General features: G+C 41.8%; 13 protein-coding genes, 3 rRNA genes and 2 pseudogenes. 4 read left to right on the top strand and 14 right to left on the bottom strand.

The features are described 5' to 3' along the window. Positions 1 to 271: 271 nt before the first annotated feature. From MKX49_RS08240 to MKX49_RS08215, 6 genes are all read right to left on the bottom strand, one after another. Entirely contained in the window at positions 272 to 1,123 is an 852-nt protein-coding gene (locus MKX49_RS08240) for a tyrosine-type recombinase/integrase (RefSeq protein WP_340876005.1), read from the bottom strand. A 161-nt stretch (positions 1,124 to 1,284) separates the two neighbouring features. After that, positions 1,285 to 1,400 (bottom strand): 5S ribosomal RNA (gene rrf, locus MKX49_RS08235). A gap of 64 nt (positions 1,401 to 1,464) precedes the next feature. Then, a 23S ribosomal RNA gene (locus MKX49_RS08230) occupies positions 1,465 to 4,397 on the bottom strand. Between the two features lie 176 nt (positions 4,398 to 4,573). After that, a 16S ribosomal RNA gene (locus MKX49_RS08225) occupies positions 4,574 to 6,124 on the bottom strand. The 16S, 23S and 5S rRNA genes sit together here, the layout of an rRNA operon. A 577-nt stretch (positions 6,125 to 6,701) precedes the next feature. Next, positions 6,702 to 7,118: a zf-HC2 domain-containing protein gene (locus MKX49_RS08220; protein WP_340878501.1), complete on the bottom strand. Its 417-nt coding sequence runs from the start codon at positions 7,116 to 7,118 to the stop codon at positions 6,702 to 6,704. 42 nt (positions 7,119 to 7,160) lie between these two features. Next, the gene (locus MKX49_RS08215; protein ID WP_283867621.1) at positions 7,161 to 7,430 is read right to left on the bottom strand and encodes an RNA polymerase sigma factor; all 270 of its coding nucleotides are present in this window, start codon (positions 7,428 to 7,430) and stop codon (positions 7,161 to 7,163) included. 405 nt (positions 7,431 to 7,835) lie between these two features. On the opposite strand from MKX49_RS08215, the gene MKX49_RS08210 reads away from it, so the two are divergent. Together MKX49_RS08210 and MKX49_RS08205 are read left to right on the top strand one after the other, a co-directional pair. Next, a complete protein-coding gene (locus MKX49_RS08210) occupies positions 7,836 to 7,982 on the top strand; it encodes a hypothetical protein (protein ID WP_156404311.1) in 147 nt (48 codons plus the stop codon). Between the two features lie 248 nt (positions 7,983 to 8,230). Continuing rightward, positions 8,231 to 8,638: an Hsp20/alpha crystallin family protein gene (locus MKX49_RS08205; protein WP_034312897.1), complete on the top strand. Its 408-nt coding sequence runs from the start codon at positions 8,231 to 8,233 to the stop codon at positions 8,636 to 8,638. Between the two features lie 68 nt (positions 8,639 to 8,706). On the opposite strand, the gene MKX49_RS08200 is transcribed toward MKX49_RS08205, so the two are convergent. Both MKX49_RS08200 and MKX49_RS08195 read right to left on the bottom strand, forming a co-directional pair. Continuing rightward, entirely contained in the window at positions 8,707 to 11,838 is a 3,132-nt protein-coding gene (locus MKX49_RS08200) for an AAA family ATPase (protein WP_340876003.1), read from the bottom strand. Then, a complete protein-coding gene (locus MKX49_RS08195; protein WP_340876001.1) occupies positions 11,835 to 12,980 on the bottom strand; it encodes an exonuclease SbcCD subunit D in 1,146 nt (381 codons plus the stop codon). The genes MKX49_RS08200 and MKX49_RS08195 overlap by 4 nt, the downstream gene beginning before the upstream one ends. 431 nt (positions 12,981 to 13,411) lie before the next feature. On the opposite strand from MKX49_RS08195, the pseudogene MKX49_RS08190 reads away from it, so the two are divergent. Both MKX49_RS08190 and MKX49_RS28390 read left to right on the top strand, forming a co-directional pair. After that, positions 13,412 to 13,645 (top strand): annotated as a pseudogene (locus tag MKX49_RS08190) (IS5/IS1182 family transposase); the annotation flags it as partial. Continuing rightward, positions 13,642 to 13,803 (top strand): annotated as a pseudogene (locus MKX49_RS28390) (transposase); the annotation flags it as partial. The pseudogenes MKX49_RS08190 and MKX49_RS28390, both read left to right, overlap by 4 nt. Positions 13,804 to 13,947: 144 nt before the next feature. Here the strand turns inward: MKX49_RS28390 and MKX49_RS08185 are convergent. The 6 genes from MKX49_RS08185 to MKX49_RS08160 form a co-directional block, all read right to left on the bottom strand. Further along, positions 13,948 to 14,376, bottom strand: a complete 429-nt coding sequence (locus MKX49_RS08185) for a DUF2621 domain-containing protein (protein ID WP_034312903.1) — start codon at positions 14,374 to 14,376, stop codon at positions 13,948 to 13,950. 80 nt (positions 14,377 to 14,456) lie between these two features. Beyond that, positions 14,457 to 14,762, bottom strand: a complete 306-nt coding sequence (locus MKX49_RS08180) for a DUF3219 family protein (protein ID WP_048685982.1) — start codon at positions 14,760 to 14,762, stop codon at positions 14,457 to 14,459. Positions 14,763 to 14,890: 128 nt separating this feature from the next. After that, positions 14,891 to 15,118 (bottom strand): sulfurtransferase TusA family protein, encoded by a 228-nt coding sequence (locus tag MKX49_RS08175; protein ID WP_048685981.1) that lies wholly within the window; start codon positions 15,116 to 15,118, stop codon positions 14,891 to 14,893. Positions 15,119 to 15,160: 42 nt separating this feature from the next. Further along, positions 15,161 to 16,216, bottom strand: a complete 1,056-nt coding sequence (locus tag MKX49_RS08170; RefSeq protein WP_340876000.1) for a YeeE/YedE family protein — start codon at positions 16,214 to 16,216, stop codon at positions 15,161 to 15,163. Positions 16,217 to 16,383: 167 nt separating this feature from the next. Next, on the bottom strand, positions 16,384 to 16,860 hold the full coding sequence (locus MKX49_RS08165; RefSeq protein WP_034312912.1) for a CcdC family protein: 477 nt from the start codon (positions 16,858 to 16,860) through the stop codon (positions 16,384 to 16,386). Positions 16,861 to 17,286: 426 nt separating this feature from the next. After that, the gene (locus tag MKX49_RS08160) at positions 17,287 to 17,994 is read right to left on the bottom strand and encodes a cytochrome c biogenesis protein CcdA (protein ID WP_034312916.1); all 708 of its coding nucleotides are present in this window, start codon (positions 17,992 to 17,994) and stop codon (positions 17,287 to 17,289) included. Positions 17,995 to 18,082 lie beyond the last annotated feature (88 nt).

The following is an 18,082-nucleotide window of genomic DNA, read 5'->3' as shown; positions in this document are numbered from 1 at the left end:
TGTAGAAGTCCAATGATGTTTTCTAGTCTACCCTAGGTAAAGAATAAATTCCTTTTAATTAACCCTCTTGGCTACCAAAGGGTTGTTTTGGGTGGCATTCACCAAAAGAGATCTTCGCCTTAAAAATTCCTAGTCATTTTAATCTGTCCTTTAAAAGGCCTACAACTATAAAAGAAATGCTATTTTTAAATCATCAGCATTAAATTCCCCGTGCCATTGGAACTTTTATAATGAAGGAAAACTTCTTGTATATCGTTAAGTATTCCCAAACCTACAAATTATCAAAAATATTTTCAATGGCTGATTCCAATTCTTCTTTTCCTTCTCCTATATAACGTTTGGTCATGTTCAAATCTTTATGCCCCATCAATTTTGAAACGGTTTGAAGGTCTATCCCCTTATCGATTAATGTTTGGCAAAACGTATTCCGCAGCCTATGGGGAGTCGTATTATATTTAGTCAACATATATTGCACGGACCTTGGCGTTATGCGTTGATTCACACTGGATATGAAGATGGCTTCCGTTTCCATATTTAAAAATTCCTTGTATGCCTTGATCTTTTCACTAGCAGTCATGGAGAGTGGAATCTTCCTGTCTATATCACCTTTTGAATCCCGAATGAGGATATATTGCCTTTCTCCCTCTTTTTGAATGTCACTATGGTTCAAATCACAAAGTTCGGACACCCGGATACCCGTATGAATCATTGTGTAGACAATAGCAATATTCCTGAAATGCCCAGAGGCCTCGATTTCTTTTAGGAGAGCAGCTTGCTCAAGCATGTTCAGGGCTTTTGGCGGATCTTCTTTCTTTTCCTTTGCTTTACGATCGATGTTGAGGACGATTTCGGGTTTATCAAGGAATCTGGAAAACATGGTAATGGCTGAATAATGTTTTTCAATCGTTCCTCCACTCTTGTTTGACTGTTCCATATCGTCTAAATAGGTTTGGACGTGGAATTTTTCAATCTCTTCCGCCTCATCTTTAAACCATTGAAGAAACTGGGAGATGACTCCCACATAGGTTTTAATCGTACCATCGGATTTATTTTGACCCATTAACCATTTCGCAAAAGAATGAAGAATTTGTTTATTGTCCAGGATTTCTTCTTTACTGGTCATTCGAGAAGCCCCCTACCAAAATCATGCTATTAATAAGCCTTTCCAACGAATTGTGGAATTTATACAAAAAAACCTTAGGATAATCCTAAGGTTTAGATGCGTAGATAGGATTTGAACCTGTTTATACGGGTTTATGAATCCTAATTGATGTGATAAACATTGCTTGGCGGCGTCCTACTCTCACAGGGGGAAACCCCCAACTACCATCGGCGCTGAAGAGCTTAACTGCCGTGTTCGGAATGGGAACGGGTGTGACCTCTTCGCTATCGCCACCAAACATAAAAGGAACGTTGTTCCTTCAAAACTAGATAATAAGAAGGTATTTCATTTTTTAAAAAGCGTTGGTTAAGTCCTCGATCTATTAGTATCAGTCAGCTCCACATGTCACCATGCTTCCACCTCTGACCTATCAACCTGATCATCTTTCAGGGATCTTACTAGCTTGCGCCATGGGAAATCTCATCTTGAGGGGGGCTTCATGCTTAGATGCTTTCAGCACTTATCCCGTCCGCACGTAGCTACCCAGCTATGCCTTTGGCAAGACAACTGGTACACCAGCGGTGCGTCCATCCCGGTCCTCTCGTACTAAGGACAGCTCCTCTCAAATTTCCTGCGCCCGCGACGGATAGGGACCGAACTGTCTCACGACGTTCTGAACCCAGCTCGCGTACCGCTTTAATGGGCGAACAGCCCAACCCTTGGGACCGACTACAGCCCCAGGATGCGATGAGCCGACATCGAGGTGCCAAACCTCCCCGTCGATGTGGACTCTTGGGGGAGATAAGCCTGTTATCCCCGGGGTAGCTTTTATCCGTTGAGCGATGGCCCTTCCATGCGGAACCACCGGATCACTAAGCCCGACTTTCGTCCCTGCTCGACTTGTAGGTCTCGCAGTCAAGCTCCCTTGTGCCTTTACACTCTACGAATGATTTCCAACCATTCTGAGGGAACCTTTGGGCGCCTCCGTTACTCTTTAGGAGGCGACCGCCCCAGTCAAACTGCCCACCTGACACTGTCTCCCACCCCGATAAGGGGCGCGGGTTAGAATTTCAATACAGCCAGGGTAGTATCCCACCAACGCCTCCACCGAAGCTGGCGCTCCGGCTTCTCAGGCTCCTACCTATCCTGTACAAGCTGTACCAAAATTCAATATCAGGCTGCAGTAAAGCTCCACGGGGTCTTTCCGTCCTGTCGCGGGTAACCTGCATCTTCACAGGTACTATAATTTCACCGAGTCTCTCGTTGAGACAGTGCCCAGATCGTTACACCTTTCGTGCGGGTCGGAACTTACCCGACAAGGAATTTCGCTACCTTAGGACCGTTATAGTTACGGCCGCCGTTTACTGGGGCTTCGGTTCAAAGCTTCGCTTGCGCTAACCTCTCCCCTTAACCTTCCAGCACCGGGCAGGTGTCAGCCCCTATACTTCGCCTTGCGGCTTCGCAGAGACCTGTGTTTTTGCTAAACAGTCGCCTGGGCCTATTCACTGCGGCTTTTCTGGGCTATTCACCCTAAAAAGCACCCCTTCTCCCGAAGTTACGGGGTCATTTTGCCGAGTTCCTTAACGAGAGTTCTCTCGCACACCTTAGGATTCTCTCCTCGCCTACCTGTGTCGGTTTGCGGTACGGGCACCTTACATCTCACTAGAGGCTTTTCTTGGCAGCGTGGAATCAGGAACTTCGGTACTATATTTCCCTCGCCATCACAGCTCCGCCTTAATGGAAACGGGATTTGCCTCGTTTCCGGCCTAACTGCTTGGACGCGCATATCCAACAGCGCGCTTACCCTATCCTTCTGCGTCCCCCCATCGTTCAAACGATGTATAGGTGGTACAGGAATATCAACCTGTTGTCCATCGCCTACGCCTTTCGGCCTCGGCTTAGGTCCCGACTAACCCTGAGCGGACGAGCCTTCCTCAGGAAACCTTAGGCATTCGGTGGAAGGGATTCTCACCCTTCTTTCGCTACTCATACCGGCATTCTCACTTCTAAGCGCTCCACCAGTCCTTCCGGTCTGACTTCAACGCCCTTAGAACGCTCTCCTACCATCGACACCATACGGTGTCAATCCACAGCTTCGGTGATACGTTTAGCCCCGGTACATTTTCGGCGCGGAGTCACTCGACCAGTGAGCTATTACGCACTCTTTAAATGGTGGCTGCTTCTAAGCCAACATCCTGGTTGTCTAAGCAACTCCACATCCTTTTCCACTTAACGTATACTTTGGGACCTTAGCTGGTGGTCTGGGCTGTTTCCCTTTCGACTACGGATCTTATCACTCGCAGTCTGACTCCCAAGAATAAGTATTTGGCATTCGGAGTTTGACTGAATTCGGTAACCCGTTGGGGGCCCCTAGTCCAATCAGTGCTCTACCTCCAATACTCTCATCTTGAGGCTAGCCCTAAAGCTATTTCGGAGAGAACCAGCTATCTCCAGGTTCGATTGGAATTTCTCCGCTACCCACACCTCATCCCCGCACTTTTCAACGTGCGTGGGTTCGGGCCTCCATTCAGTGTTACCTGAACTTCACCCTGGACATGGGTAGATCACCTGGTTTCGGGTCTACGACCTCATACTCATTCGCCCTATTCAGACTCGCTTTCGCTGCGGCTCCGTCTCATCAACTTAACCTCGCATGAAATCGTAACTCGCCGGTTCATTCTACAAAAGGCACGCCATTACCCATTAACGGGCTTTGACTACTTGTAGGCACACGGTTTCAGGATCTATTTCACTCCCCTTCCGGGGTGCTTTTCACCTTTCCCTCACGGTACTGGTTCACTATCGGTCACTAGGGAGTATTTAGCCTTGGGAGATGGTCCTCCCTGCTTCCGACGGGATTTCTCGTGTCCCGCCGTACTCAGGATCCACTCAGGAGGGAACGAAGTTTCAACTACAGGGTTTTTACCTTCTTCGACGGACCTTTCCAGGTCACTTCATTTACCCCGTTCCTTTGTAACTCCATGTTGAGTGTCCTACAACCCCAAGAGGCAAGCCTCTTGGTTTGGGCTAATTCCGTTTCGCTCGCCGCTACTCAGGAAATCGCGTTTGCTTTCTCTTCCTCCGGGTACTTAGATGTTTCAGTTCCCCGGGTCTGCCTTCAGTACCCTATGTATTCAGGTAAAGATACTGTTCCATTACGAACAGTGGGTTTCCCCATTCGGAAATCTCCGGATCAAAGCTTACTTACAGCTCCCCGAAGCATATCGGTGTTAGTCCCGTCCTTCATCGGCTCCTAGTGCCAAGGCATCCACCGTGCGCCCTTTCTAACTTAACCGTTAAAAAAGATCTTACAGATGCTTTGAAAAAAATTAATTGCCTTCTATCTATTATCTAGTTTTCAAGGAACAAAGCAGAAAGTATCCATCACATCGTGATGACTGTCTTTCCTATTTGAATGAATTACTCATTCAAAACTGAACAAAACAAAAGCGCTCTCGTAATTATCCTTAGAAAGGAGGTGATCCAGCCGCACCTTCCGATACGGCTACCTTGTTACGACTTCACCCCAATCATCTGTCCCACCTTAGGCGGCTGGCTCCATGAAGGTTACCTCACCGACTTCGGGTGTTACAAACTCTCGTGGTGTGACGGGCGGTGTGTACAAGGCCCGGGAACGTATTCACCGCGGCATGCTGATCCGCGATTACTAGCGATTCCGGCTTCATGCAGGCGAGTTGCAGCCTGCAATCCGAACTGAGAATGGCTTTATGGGATTCGCTTACCTTCGCAGGTTTGCAGCCCTTTGTACCATCCATTGTAGCACGTGTGTAGCCCAGGTCATAAGGGGCATGATGATTTGACGTCATCCCCACCTTCCTCCGGTTTGTCACCGGCAGTCACCTTAGAGTGCCCAACTGAATGCTGGCAACTAAGATCAAGGGTTGCGCTCGTTGCGGGACTTAACCCAACATCTCACGACACGAGCTGACGACAACCATGCACCACCTGTCACTCTGTCCCCCGAAGGGGAAAGCCCTATCTCTAGGGTTGTCAGAGGATGTCAAGACCTGGTAAGGTTCTTCGCGTTGCTTCGAATTAAACCACATGCTCCACCGCTTGTGCGGGCCCCCGTCAATTCCTTTGAGTTTCAGCCTTGCGGCCGTACTCCCCAGGCGGAGTGCTTAATGCGTTAGCTGCAGCACTAAAGGGCGGAAACCCTCTAACACTTAGCACTCATCGTTTACGGCGTGGACTACCAGGGTATCTAATCCTGTTTGCTCCCCACGCTTTCGCGCCTCAGTGTCAGTTACAGACCAGAAAGTCGCCTTCGCCACTGGTGTTCCTCCAAATCTCTACGCATTTCACCGCTACACTTGGAATTCCACTTTCCTCTTCTGCACTCAAGTTCCCCAGTTTCCAATGACCCTCCACGGTTGAGCCGTGGGCTTTCACATCAGACTTAAGGAACCACCTGCGCGCGCTTTACGCCCAATAATTCCGGACAACGCTTGCCACCTACGTATTACCGCGGCTGCTGGCACGTAGTTAGCCGTGGCTTTCTGGTTAGGTACCGTCAAGGTACCAGCAGTTACTCTGGTACTTGTTCTTCCCTAACAACAGAACTTTACGACCCGAAGGCCTTCTTCGTTCACGCGGCGTTGCTCCGTCAGACTTTCGTCCATTGCGGAAGATTCCCTACTGCTGCCTCCCGTAGGAGTCTGGGCCGTGTCTCAGTCCCAGTGTGGCCGATCACCCTCTCAGGTCGGCTACGCATCGTCGCCTTGGTGAGCCATTACCTCACCAACTAGCTAATGCGCCGCGGGCCCATCTATAAGTGACAGCGTAAACCGTCTTTCCATCTTCTCTCATGCGAGAGAAGAACGTATCCGGTATTAGCTCCGGTTTCCCGAAGTTATCCCAGTCTTATAGGCAGGTTGCCCACGTGTTACTCACCCGTCCGCCGCTAATCTCAGGGAGCAAGCTCCCATCGATTCGCTCGACTTGCATGTATTAGGCACGCCGCCAGCGTTCGTCCTGAGCCAGGATCAAACTCTCCGAAGAAATGTTTGACTTGCTCATTTGCTTTTTTGATAGTGTGTGCTCACTTAAAATTTAACGTTGGCGCTTTGTTTTGTTCAGTTTTCAAAGAGCAATTTGTTGTAGGTTTTTCAACTATTTCATCTTAACATAACGTTGAATAGTTGTCAACTTCTACGAAGTATTTCTTTTTTAAAAATCGCTCATTAATTAGGCGACTTCATTATCATACTGCTATTTTTCTTTAGTGTCAACATTTAATCCGTAAAATAAGAATCTCTAATAACATTTTCCTCTTGAAACCATCTTGTTAATGAATTCAAAAAAAACACCCTATTTGTTTCATCTTTAAATTAATCAACTGGGACGCACTAAACTGAAGATTTTATCAAAACATGCCCTTATACTATTTAATTGGATTATTCTTTTATAAAAAAGATTGATCATTTTAATGTTCCTTAATCAACTAAACCAGCTAATAGGATGTCAACATCTTTCTCTAAAATTTTCATTTCCCTTATGATATACTATTTTTGCTCATGACAAATAACCCTCCAAAACCCTTTTGGAAGGATTTTTCTCTGTTTCACAAAATCGTTAATCAGGCTAAATCTAGGAATGCTTCTTTTCTTATTAAATAAAGCGTAATCCAATGAAGCAACTTAACTTCAACTTTATACACTTCATCTATCTCATCGGAAAAATCAACATCATTTTTCATACTCTCTACTACTTCTCTACATTTTTCACACGAGTTCATATGTTCCTCAATAAAATGAATACTATCTTGGCTGCACAAATGATCGATATAAGATGGGAGTAAACCTCTCACTATATTGCATTTATTTCCATTGTTATCCTTACCCCTTTCCCTTAATTTCATCTTTGCCCTATAAAAAGTAACTCTTGCCCAGTTTTCATTTTTCAGCTGAATTTCTCCTATTTCTTTGAAACTAAGACCACCTAAGATTCTCAAAAGTAAAACCTCTTTATATGGTTCTTCAAGTAAGTGTATTATTCGGTATAGGGCAATTTTGTCTTCCGAATAAATAAGTTCAGCTTAAGGAGAAGTATGTATTGCGTCATCTTGAAGCATATGTCTTTGTTGTTTCTTATTACGTTCAAGATGCTTATAATAGGAGTGCTTCGCTATTTGACAAAGCCAAACTGACATTTTACATTCACCATTATATCTATCAATGGATTTTACAGCTTGATAGAAGGTTTCTTGTGTTAGTTCTTCTGATAAATCTGAGTTGTGACAAAGACACATTAGATATTTAAAAACTTCTTCAGCATAATTGCTATAAATTTCATCTAGTTCTCCCAAGCCTTTTCCTCCTTTCGTCTATATATCCGATTCAAGTCAATTTTGTTACAAAAAATATTTTTTTTATTGGCTACAGAAAACCGCCAAACAAAATGGCGGCTAAAGCATTTAATTCAACATAACTAACCTGCCCCGTTACTTTAAGTGAAATTTTTCACAATATATTCTCTTATACAAACAAGAATATTTTTAATGTTTGTTTCCTTTAGCCTCTATTTGCACGTGTGAAATGAACAAAGCAGCATAAGACATACATATTAGAGTGAACTATGTAAGCTGATTTTCATAATACATTCCATTATCCTTCTTTTATTTTGAATATTTCAACTGATTACATTCCTTGCAAAAAACAAGAATAAGAAGAGGGGCAGGACACAAAATATGCTAAAAAGGAGAGTGTATATCATGGATGAAAAGGGTTTAAAACAGAACGCTAGTAATACTTTACGTACGAATAAAAAGAAAACTTTAGAAATAATAGCAAGTGTTGATGAGTTAAAAAAAGAGCATGAACCAGAGTATGTCTTTTTATATTGGGATGAATTGAGATAGCCTTTAGTTTAAGAAGTTACATGCTTTATAAGCCTTATTTGTACTTATAAAGTTACAATCCTTCTAAAAAATCCACTCTTTTAGAAGGACTTATGACCCTTTCTTTTATAACTTGTTCTGCTTTTTAATACCCGCATACCAATCGTTTCTTTGCTTTAGTTGCTTTTTACATTTTTGAACCAATTTTTCATTCACCATTCTTCATGCTCCATCATATAATACCTCAAAGGAAAACCGGGGGTATCAACATGCAAGACAATCAACATGGATCGCAAATGACTGAGGTTGAAAAGTTTGATGAATGGGTAAAAAGTTTTTTTCTGGATCCGGAAACTTGTGCGTTGGATCATCAACTTTTTTCAATTGATATATACGAAAGTGACGATGAGTATATGGTGGAAGCGGTTTTGGAAGATCATGATGTGAAAGATATTAAAGTATGCCTAAGTGATAATGAGCTATCGATCATCGTTGACGATACTCATAAGCCATTTCTTGAAAAAAAAGAAGATAAGCTACCCACACAAAGAAAAATCCCTTTCCCCTTTTCGATTTGCTCACGCAGAATTACCGCTGAATTCTCGAATCCGATTTTGGTGATTCGCATCCATAAGTTTTCCCCCGGAAAAACAGCAGAAGATATTAACATTGAGTAGTTCGTTCATAAAACTAAAAAGAATGGCCTAGGGAACCACTTCCTCCCTTAGCCATTCTTTTTTCTTGATTATCCAGCAAAATAAAAGGACGTCCGACTTCCTTTTTGTGTCGAAATGACTTGAAGCTGGGCATCGATTCTTTCTTTCAATTCCGGGACATGGGATATTATCCCGACCAATCTCCCGGTGCTTTGTATATCCATTAATGCTTCAATTGCATGATCAAGAGATTCAGGGTCGAGAGTACCGAAACCTTCATCGATGAACATGGTTTCAAGTGAAATTCCGCCAGCATTCTGCTGGACAACATCCGCAAGACCCAAGGCAAGTGCAAGGGAAGCCTTAAAGCTCTCTCCTCCCGAAAGGGTTTTGACATGCCTCTCTTGTCCTGTATATTGATCATACACAGATAACTCCAGACCGCTCTGGATATTCCTTCGTGTAGGATCAAGCTTTCGCAATAACTGATATCTTCCGCTTGTCATTTTCAGCAGCCTTGAATTGGCTTCTTTTAAGATATCATCTAAAAAGGCTGCCAGTACATAACGTTCAAAAGTTATTTTGAAGGAGTTTTGACCTTTGGAAATCTCAGACAGATGACCGACGATACTGTACCTTTCATCCAAACTTTTCTGTTCTTCCCTAATTTGCGCCAATTTCCTTTGGATTTCTTCGTTAGTCCGTTTTTCAGCCTGCAACTCATTCTGTTTTTGGCGTAACGACTCCAATTCTTCATCTATGAAATCGAATGTCTTTTTCAATCCTTCAAGATCCGGTTTGGTCACATCTTTTAATTTCATTTCCAAATCATGAAACAGACTTAAAACACTTTGCCAATTTTGATTATACTGCTGAACTTGGTCCTCCAAATTTCCAAGAGCTGCTTCCGATATTTTTGCTGCCGTATATTCTTTATAATTGGAAAAACCTTGATTGGTCATATCCGCAATTAACTTTTCCCGCTCCTCTTTCAATTCTGTATTTAAAGCCTCGATATTTCCACTTAGGGATTCTTTTTTTGCACGGATGGCCGATTCTCTTTCCTTCACCAGTTGAAGGTTTTTTTGTGCAACTTCCAAGGCCGATTGTAAGCGTTTCTGCGTATTTACAGCCATTAGATAAGCTGCATTATATTCTTCCTCTGTCCGTATTCCGTCTGGCAGGGAATCGGTTAATCCTGTTAGTTTTGTAGAGTTTTCAATATACCTGGTTTTCCCTTGGTCCTCTTTTCTCTCTAAAGAGATCAGATTTTCCTTTAGCTCGGATGCTTTCTCTTTTAAATCCAGCAACCTTTTTTCCAGATCATTTAATACTGACTTTTTCCGCATCAATTCTTTTAGCTGTTCTTGCAGCACTTTTCCTTTTTGTACAAACTGCAGCAAATGCTCATTAATATCTTCATTCCTAAACTCCGGCATGTCATTTTGTAAGTCACTTAGCTTCTCTTGTGAAGACTCTAACAGTGCGTCATATTTGGATTTCGCTTGATAATATTCACTTTCAGCTTGGCTTTTTTGTTGTTCCGCCGTTTTCAGCTTGTTTTCTTGCTCTTTCAGTTCCAAATCCGTCGGCATATGCTCATGCATCTGTGCTGGTTTTGGATGACTTTGTGAACCGCACACAGGACAATTTTCTCCAGAGTGCAACATGGAAGCAAGCATACCCGCTTGGCCTGATCGCCAGTTTCGGTTCAGGGTTTCCAGTTTTTCCTTCTCCTGAATTTGTATTCTTTGTAACTCCTGGAACCGATTATTCTTTTCATCCAGCACCCGTTTCGTATTCTGGATTTCATAAAGAACTTCTTGAAGCTTTTTAATTTTCGATAAAGCTGAATGATTTCTTTCTGCTTCAATTTCCTGATCACGATAAAGAACAGCCGCTTTTTCCGCTTCTGTTTTTTCTTGAGCGACTTTCTCAGCTTCCGCTTCGACCGACATATGTTCCGAAACAGTTTTTTCACGAAGTCGTTTACAGGTTTGCCACTCTTTTTCATCTAAGGTAACCTGTGCTTTTAAGCTTGCAAAAGTCATGACAGCCTCTTTTACCTGCTCAAGCTGATGAACAGCTCGGACTGCCTGCTCTCTTTCATTTTCCTTCAACATTTCCTTATCATAGCAATCCTGCTTCTCAATGCGCTCAGTACGTAACTTCTCGGACTGCTCACTTAACTTTTGAAGTTCGGCATTCGCATCTTGCACTTGTTTGCCAATTCGCAAATAGTATTGTTCCTGCTTTTCAAGTGAAGCCGCTTTGTGTGCCATTTTCATTTGGACTTTCACTAGTTCCATTTCTGGCAGCTTTGCTTCAAGGGCCTCTTTTTCTTTTCGAAGTTTTTCTTTTTCCGAAAATCGATTTAATAAATCGACAGCTTTTGAAAGCTCTTGATTTACTTGATCACGAGCTTTTTGCTTTTCCTGTATTTGGTTATTAATATATTCATTTTTTTCTGTTGCTTGCACAATGACTTCCTGTAACAACGGTAAAACCTGCTGTTCATTAGGCTCTTCACCTTGCAATTGCGCCTGCAGCTCTTCATGATTTCCAGGATGGATGCCTTTCATCAATTCAATTCGCCGCTGAGCACTTTTTTCGCTTTGTTTTCTTAGGATGGAAGCCTCTTCTTTTAATTTTTCTTCTATTCGTTTATAAAGTTCAGTATGAAATAATTTCTGGAGAATCTGTTCTTTATCCTTGCTGTCGGAAGTTAACAGTTTTCGGAATTCATTTTGTGGAATCATCAGGATTTGCCGGAATTGGTTCGCATCAAGTCCAATGAGTACTTTTATTTTTTCTTCAACTTCCCGTACATTCGCACCCAGCAATTTTTTTCCTTCAGGCAATACCTCATATAATTCAGCCTTTGCTCCAACCGTAGTTGTTCCTTCACCTGCTTTTTTCTTCCGTTCCTGCTGTGGCGACCGGGTCACCAAATACGTTTTTCCACGCAGGATAAATTGTAATGATACTTCAGTCAACAGGTCATCTTCGGCAAACTGACTTCGTAAATCTTGCCCGCTCCGATCTTCACCGCTGGCTTTTCCATATATCGCAAAACTAATCCCATCAAATATCGTTGTTTTCCCTGCGCCTGTCTTTCCAGAGATGACAAACATGGTCCGTTCCCCAAGGGAATTAAAGTCAATGGTTTCCCTTCCTGCATATGGTCCGAAAGCCTGCATCGTTAAAATATCCGGTCTCATTTCAAAGCCTCCTCTTTCTTAACAGCTTCAATTACCGAAACCATCAAATCCTGCTTTTGTGTATCAAAGTCCCTATCTGTCATTTCTTGATAAAACGTTTCAAACAGGTCCAATTCTGATTTCTTTTCATCTTTTACAGAAGTGAAGGAATTTTTCCTCCTAAGGTCGGTCAAATCCCATTTTCGCTCCAGATGAAGTACGTTCGGATAAATCTGACGCAAGCGGTTAATAGGATCGATGAGTGCACCCTCATCATTTAGTGTTATTTTCAAATAGTCATCCCTTTTTTGCGATTGATAGAAAGCGGGATCAAGCAACTCTTCCATAACCCCGGATATTTCCCTCATATCGAATTTGGGTGTCAAAGAACGATAGCGTATATTAAAACTTCCATCTTCTTGCATATCGACGATGGAAAGCGATTTATTCTGCTTGGCCTCGGAAAAAGAATATTTTAATAGTGATCCAGAGTAAAACACCTTAGGATGACGTATCGCGTCTGGACTATGTAAATGCCCAAGTGCCGTATAATCGAACGCATCGAATAAGTCGGATGAGACACAGCCAGAACCACCTACCGACAAGACCCTTTCCGAATCGCTCGTTTTTCCGCCTAATACAAAAGCATGTCCTACAAAGACATTCGGCTCATCCATATTGAAATTCTCGGCTATCGTTCCGGTTATCCGCTTCATTGCTTCTTGATGGGAATGGATACTATCATCTTCAAAAAGATGGCGGACCGTCCCAGGTTCTGCATAAGGAACACAATAAAAGTTCACGCCCTTGATGCGAACCGGCTCACATGTTTTTGTCAATTTCCCATGAATGTATAACTGACTATGACGATACCATGATGAACCGAATGCGAGTCTTTCCGCAGAATCATGGTTTCCCGAGATCGCAACGATCGGTGTATTCATTTTCACATTAATCGTATAAAGGATTTCATCAAGAAGCTCCACCGCTTCAGTCGGCGGAACGGAACGATCATATAAATCACCGGCAATCACCACGGCATCCGGTTTTTCCTCTTCGACAATTTCTATGAATTGCAAGAGTGCATGCCTTTGGTCATCTGTCATATGTACCCCGTGAACGATTTTACCTAAATGCCAATCAGCCGTATGGATAAATTTCATAGTTTCACTCCGTCCTAAATTTTACTTACTATTATTATATCAAAAATTTAACGAATAGCATGGTTTGGGTACAAACGTTCTAATTTTTACCACACAGCTCCATTCTTTTCCTTATTCAAATGCAAAAAGCAAACTCCAAATGAGTCTGCTTCTGAATTTAGACAAACGCGATGAAAATCGAGTTTGTCTACATTTTTTTTGCTTGTACAAATTTTGACGTTGATTTCCACTTCAGGCACTCGCTTTCCGCGGGCGGTCCGGGAGCCTTCTCGGCGCACTCGCGCCTGTGGGGTCTCCCTTAGACTCGCTATTCCCACAGGAGTCTCGCACACCTGCTCCAATCAACTATGTTTAAAAATTTGGATAGAACTCCTTTTGCCTACAGTCTTTTTTGTTTTAAAATAAATCTATTAAAACTTGAGGTGATGAGGATGCTTTCGAAACATCATTCTATTCAACGAGAACAACTTGAAATGATTACTTTTGATCAACTGGTGCCGCCGAACCATTTGGTTCGTAAAATGGAGGCTTCCATTGACTTCACTTTCATTTATGACTTGGTGAAAGATATGTATTCAGAGGTAGGACGCCGAAGTAATGATCCAGTTATTTTAGTTAAACTGACATTCATTCAATATACCTTCGCTATTCGTTCCATACGACGATTAAGTGTGTATTCGCGGATGCAAAAGAAAAGCAAGGTATGCGTTGGACTACTTTAAGGGGACTTAAAAAATTGTCGATGCAAGCGATGCTTACTTTAACTGCCATTAATTTAAAGAAGATGGCCATGTGGACATGGCAAGGTCCTAAAATAGCATAACCTAGTGGCTCGAAGAGCCCAAATCTCTTAATCTTTGGTCAAAATTTCAAAGGGAATTTTAAAAGGGGTTCGAAATTTTTTTATTCTGAACCCCTTTTGTCTACAAACTGAAGCAGACTCCAAATGAGTCTGCTTTTTTCATCATTAGCTGAATAAGTGTTCATATGGACCCATATTCACCTTTCTTTCAGCTAATTTTTTTTGCAAAAATTTATGGTCCCGCTTTGGTGTGGCAATGATATAGCCGCGTATCACTAAATCTTCCGTTATATCGCCCGCTTTTTCCTTTAGCGCCAACTCCCCGATTTTTCCCGCAATCTTATGACGTGCAACATCACGAAAAAGTTCTGGCACAGGACTCACTAAATCTTCCAGTAATTCCTTTTGCTGCTTTGACCATAAGTGCTTTGTTTGATCCAAATAGTATTCTTCCCAATCCATATCGGATTTCCCATCTTCTTTTGGAAATCTTTTCAGGAACTTTCGAAACATGAAAAAGCCACCTATGCTCATCAATATAATTAAAAGGGCTACCCAAAATAGAATGAACCATAAAAACCATCCGCTAAGCAAAGTACCACCTCATATGTATAGAATGATCGTCACTATTATTATAGACAGTAACCCATATCTTTACAAGACTGGCAATGCAATCATTCTTGACCGTTCACTTCCAGCAAGACGAGTGAAAAATCCCCTACCGCATTTTCTTCATATAGATTCGTGACCGAAGTTGCATAGTTAAAAATCTCTGCACGAAACTCCTCGTTTGACTGTGGAATCTTTAAATCAAAAACCATCTGATAAAGAAGTGTAGTAATATCATGATATTCACTATGTGTGACCTTGAAATTGAAACTGACTTTTCTGATTTCCTTACCTTCAGAATCCTTTACAGTTTCAGAAAGAAAATCCGTAACTTGCAGTGGAACATCATTTAAAATGACCTCGTCAACCATTATCAACATCTCCTTAATAAAGTGGTTAAAGACATGTTATCACTAGAAACATTCAGCGCCAATTATTCAACCTTGAAAAAATGAAAAAACGTGCACAGGAAACCTGAGCACGTTTTCTTCAAATCAATTTACTTTCCTTTTTTAACGATTATACGCCATTTAGCGTCATCGATTTGCTCGAACTCAGTGATTTCATGACCTTCTGTAGCAGCCCAACGCGGAATGCTCTCCGTTGCTTGTGTGCAATCGAAATTAATGATCAATTCCTCACCTTTTGCCATGTCCACGATCGCTTCTTTTGCTTCCACTAAAGGAAATGGACATACCATTCCAGTCGTTTCCAATACTTTTGCCATTTAATATTCCACTCCTTGATTAAAAAGTTTTTGACTTGTATCTTAAGCCGCTTTGGAAGCAGCGGCCGCCTTCTTTTGCTTACGGATAATCGTGAAATATGTTGCTACCCATGTACCCAGTAAGAAAAAGACAATCGCAATCCAACCTTGCCAAGCAAATAACGCCGAGTTCACCAGGCCATTTCCGATTGTGCATCCCCCGGCAACACTTGCACCAAATCCCATGGTTATACCGCCAATTGCATTATTACGTAACGTTTTCATATCAGGCAAACGCCAACGGAATTCCCCGCTCCCTTTGGCAGCGATGAAAGAACCTAGGAAAATTCCTACTACTAAAAACGTGCCCCAATCGATTAACGCATCATCTCCAGTGATAAGGAAAGTTAAAATGTTCGCGGAAGGCGCTGTAATTCCAAGTCCGAACATTCTCCCTGTCATTGCACTTAGCGGCCAAGCCATGATTGCAATAAGGCCGACCAATAATGCTGTCACAAAAGGATGCCAGCGTTTCTCGAATAAGATGTGGGCCAATCCCGTTTTTTTCGGTTTCATTTTAAAGATTGGAAGTTTCGGTTTTCTCAATTCACGAATCACCAATATGCCAACCAAGAGTGACACAATAATCACAAGCACCCAAGGCGAAACATTTAACGTTTCATGAATATACGTATCATTAGTACGATAAGATAACAGATTATCCCCTGCCACTTTCCATACACCATATTTCGTCATTGCTGCCCCTAGCATATATCCAAATAGGGCAACCCAACTTCCGATCATGCCCTCTCCGACACGATACCATGTTCCAGTGGCGCAACCTCCTGCCAGAACCATACCAATACCAAAAATAAAGCCACCCACAATGGTTCCCAGCCATGGAAAACCATCATTTCCAAACTGAATGACCCCTGTATCATTCAATGCATAAACTCCAATACTTTGTATCGCTATAACAACAAATGTAGCCAAAAACATCCTTCCATCTTTAGCTAAAATTAAATCACGATATGCACCAACAACACAGAAACGGCCTCTTTGAAGCACAAATCCCAGCAGTAAACCACAAATAATCCCTAACACAATCATTTGTAACATGTACCGTTTCCTCCTTAAGTAAAATAATAATAATACTAATATAATATAATCCGGATGAAATTACTAGGTTTTTGGCATGATTTTTTTCTAATGAAGTACCCATGGAAATGAAAAACCCGAGTCATCATGAATAACGACTCAGGTTTTGTAGATTATTCCTTTGATTATCAAACCATACTGCCTCCGCCGAAACTGGCTGCTTTAACTTTCTTATATTGATAAAGCATGGCAATTCTCCACGGAACGATCATCGCAAAAGCAAGTAAGAAAAACATTCCGCTCAATACACCGATTTCAATCGTGCTTCCCAGCATCAGCTTTGCCACCAGTCGAATCACCATGAGACCAATCAATATGAATATGAACGCTTTAGAGCGCAGAATATAAATTTTTTCATCTCTTACTTCAAATTTAGATGTTTTGATCAATAAGATGGAAAATAACATCCCTGCAACAAGAGCCTCCAACAATTCGTATCGAGTGACCCTGAACATCGGGAAAATAAACATCAAGGCACCGGTACTCATAAACAGCGGCGGTAAAATGATTTTCTTTTCATTCACTGGTTTTTTCGTTTCCTTCATCCGTAATATGAAAACACCTATAGCCATCACAATCGCTATACCTGTTGATATATATATCATCTCTTAACCATCCCTTTTAACTAATAATAGGTAAGTACCATTAAAAATTATATAAGACTTCAATTTATAAACAAAGTATATATTACCTATTTAAGATAAACAAGGAGGTGTTTATTAATTAAGCTCGCTTTTGATGATGCTTCCAATACCCGCCCTCGATTAAAGGCTTGACGATAAAACCTTGCGCCCCGGCTTCTATAGCCTTCGTCAACCATTTTTGCATTATGACCTTTGCGGCCTGAAATTCCTTCTTAATATCTTAGATCAGGATTTAATTTCTATATAATATTCAATGCTTACCGCCCAATCCCGCCTTCATCAACCACTTAGTGACTGACCTTAGACCCAAAATCAACGAAATGGACACCATAAGAACTAATAGCAGGCCTCAACTAGAATAATATTGAAAAAATAACTTATTATGGACTAAAAACCTGTAAAGCCACCGAATAGTCTAGACAGGACTGCAATTATTTTGGTCATCCAATCAAAAAATAAAACCACACCCATTATAATCATTAAATATCCGCCAATCTTCATGATGTATTGGCTGTACTTTTTGATCCATTTCAACTTTCCGACAAAGAAGGATAATATGAAGAACGGGATGGCAAATCCTAAAATATAGGCTGTCATATAGCTCATGGCAGCACTTGGATTCGTTGCACCCAGTGAAATGACAGCACCTAAAAGCGGACCTGCACAAGGGGTCCATCCAGCGGCGAAGGCCAGTCCGATAAGAATGGAACCTATATATCCGCTAGGTCGATTCTTGAATTCAAAACGACTGTCTTTCATCAAAGATTTCGGCTGAAAGATTCCTACAATGAATAAACCAAAAATGATAATCAGGATGGCACCAATCTGACGAATTAATTCTTTGTAATCCGAGAAAAAAGAACCTAAGTATGAAGTGCTAAAACCAATTGCAATAAAAACCAGGGAAAACCCAAGAAGGAAGAATAAAGTATGCAGCATGCTTCTTCTTTGAAGCATGGCGTTCTCGGATTTGATTTCACCTACACTCATACCAGTGATATAAGATAAAAAGGCCGGATATAGCGGTAAGCAGCACGGCGAAATAAAACTCAGGAATCCCGCCCCAAAAGCTAAAAACATATTAATATCATTCAAATAAGCTCACTCCTATGTATGTCAACCTATAAACATTGTAACAAATAAGATAAAAAAATACATTTATGGAACTGTGAATATTTCATGA

Origin of the sequence: Peribacillus sp. FSL M8-0224 (assembly GCF_038003055.1) — a bacterium.
GTDB lineage: Bacteria > Bacillota > Bacilli > Bacillales > DSM-1321 > Peribacillus > Peribacillus frigoritolerans.
The sequence above is the reverse complement of the archived record's forward strand: the minus strand, read 5'-3'. Positions and strand labels throughout refer to the sequence as shown.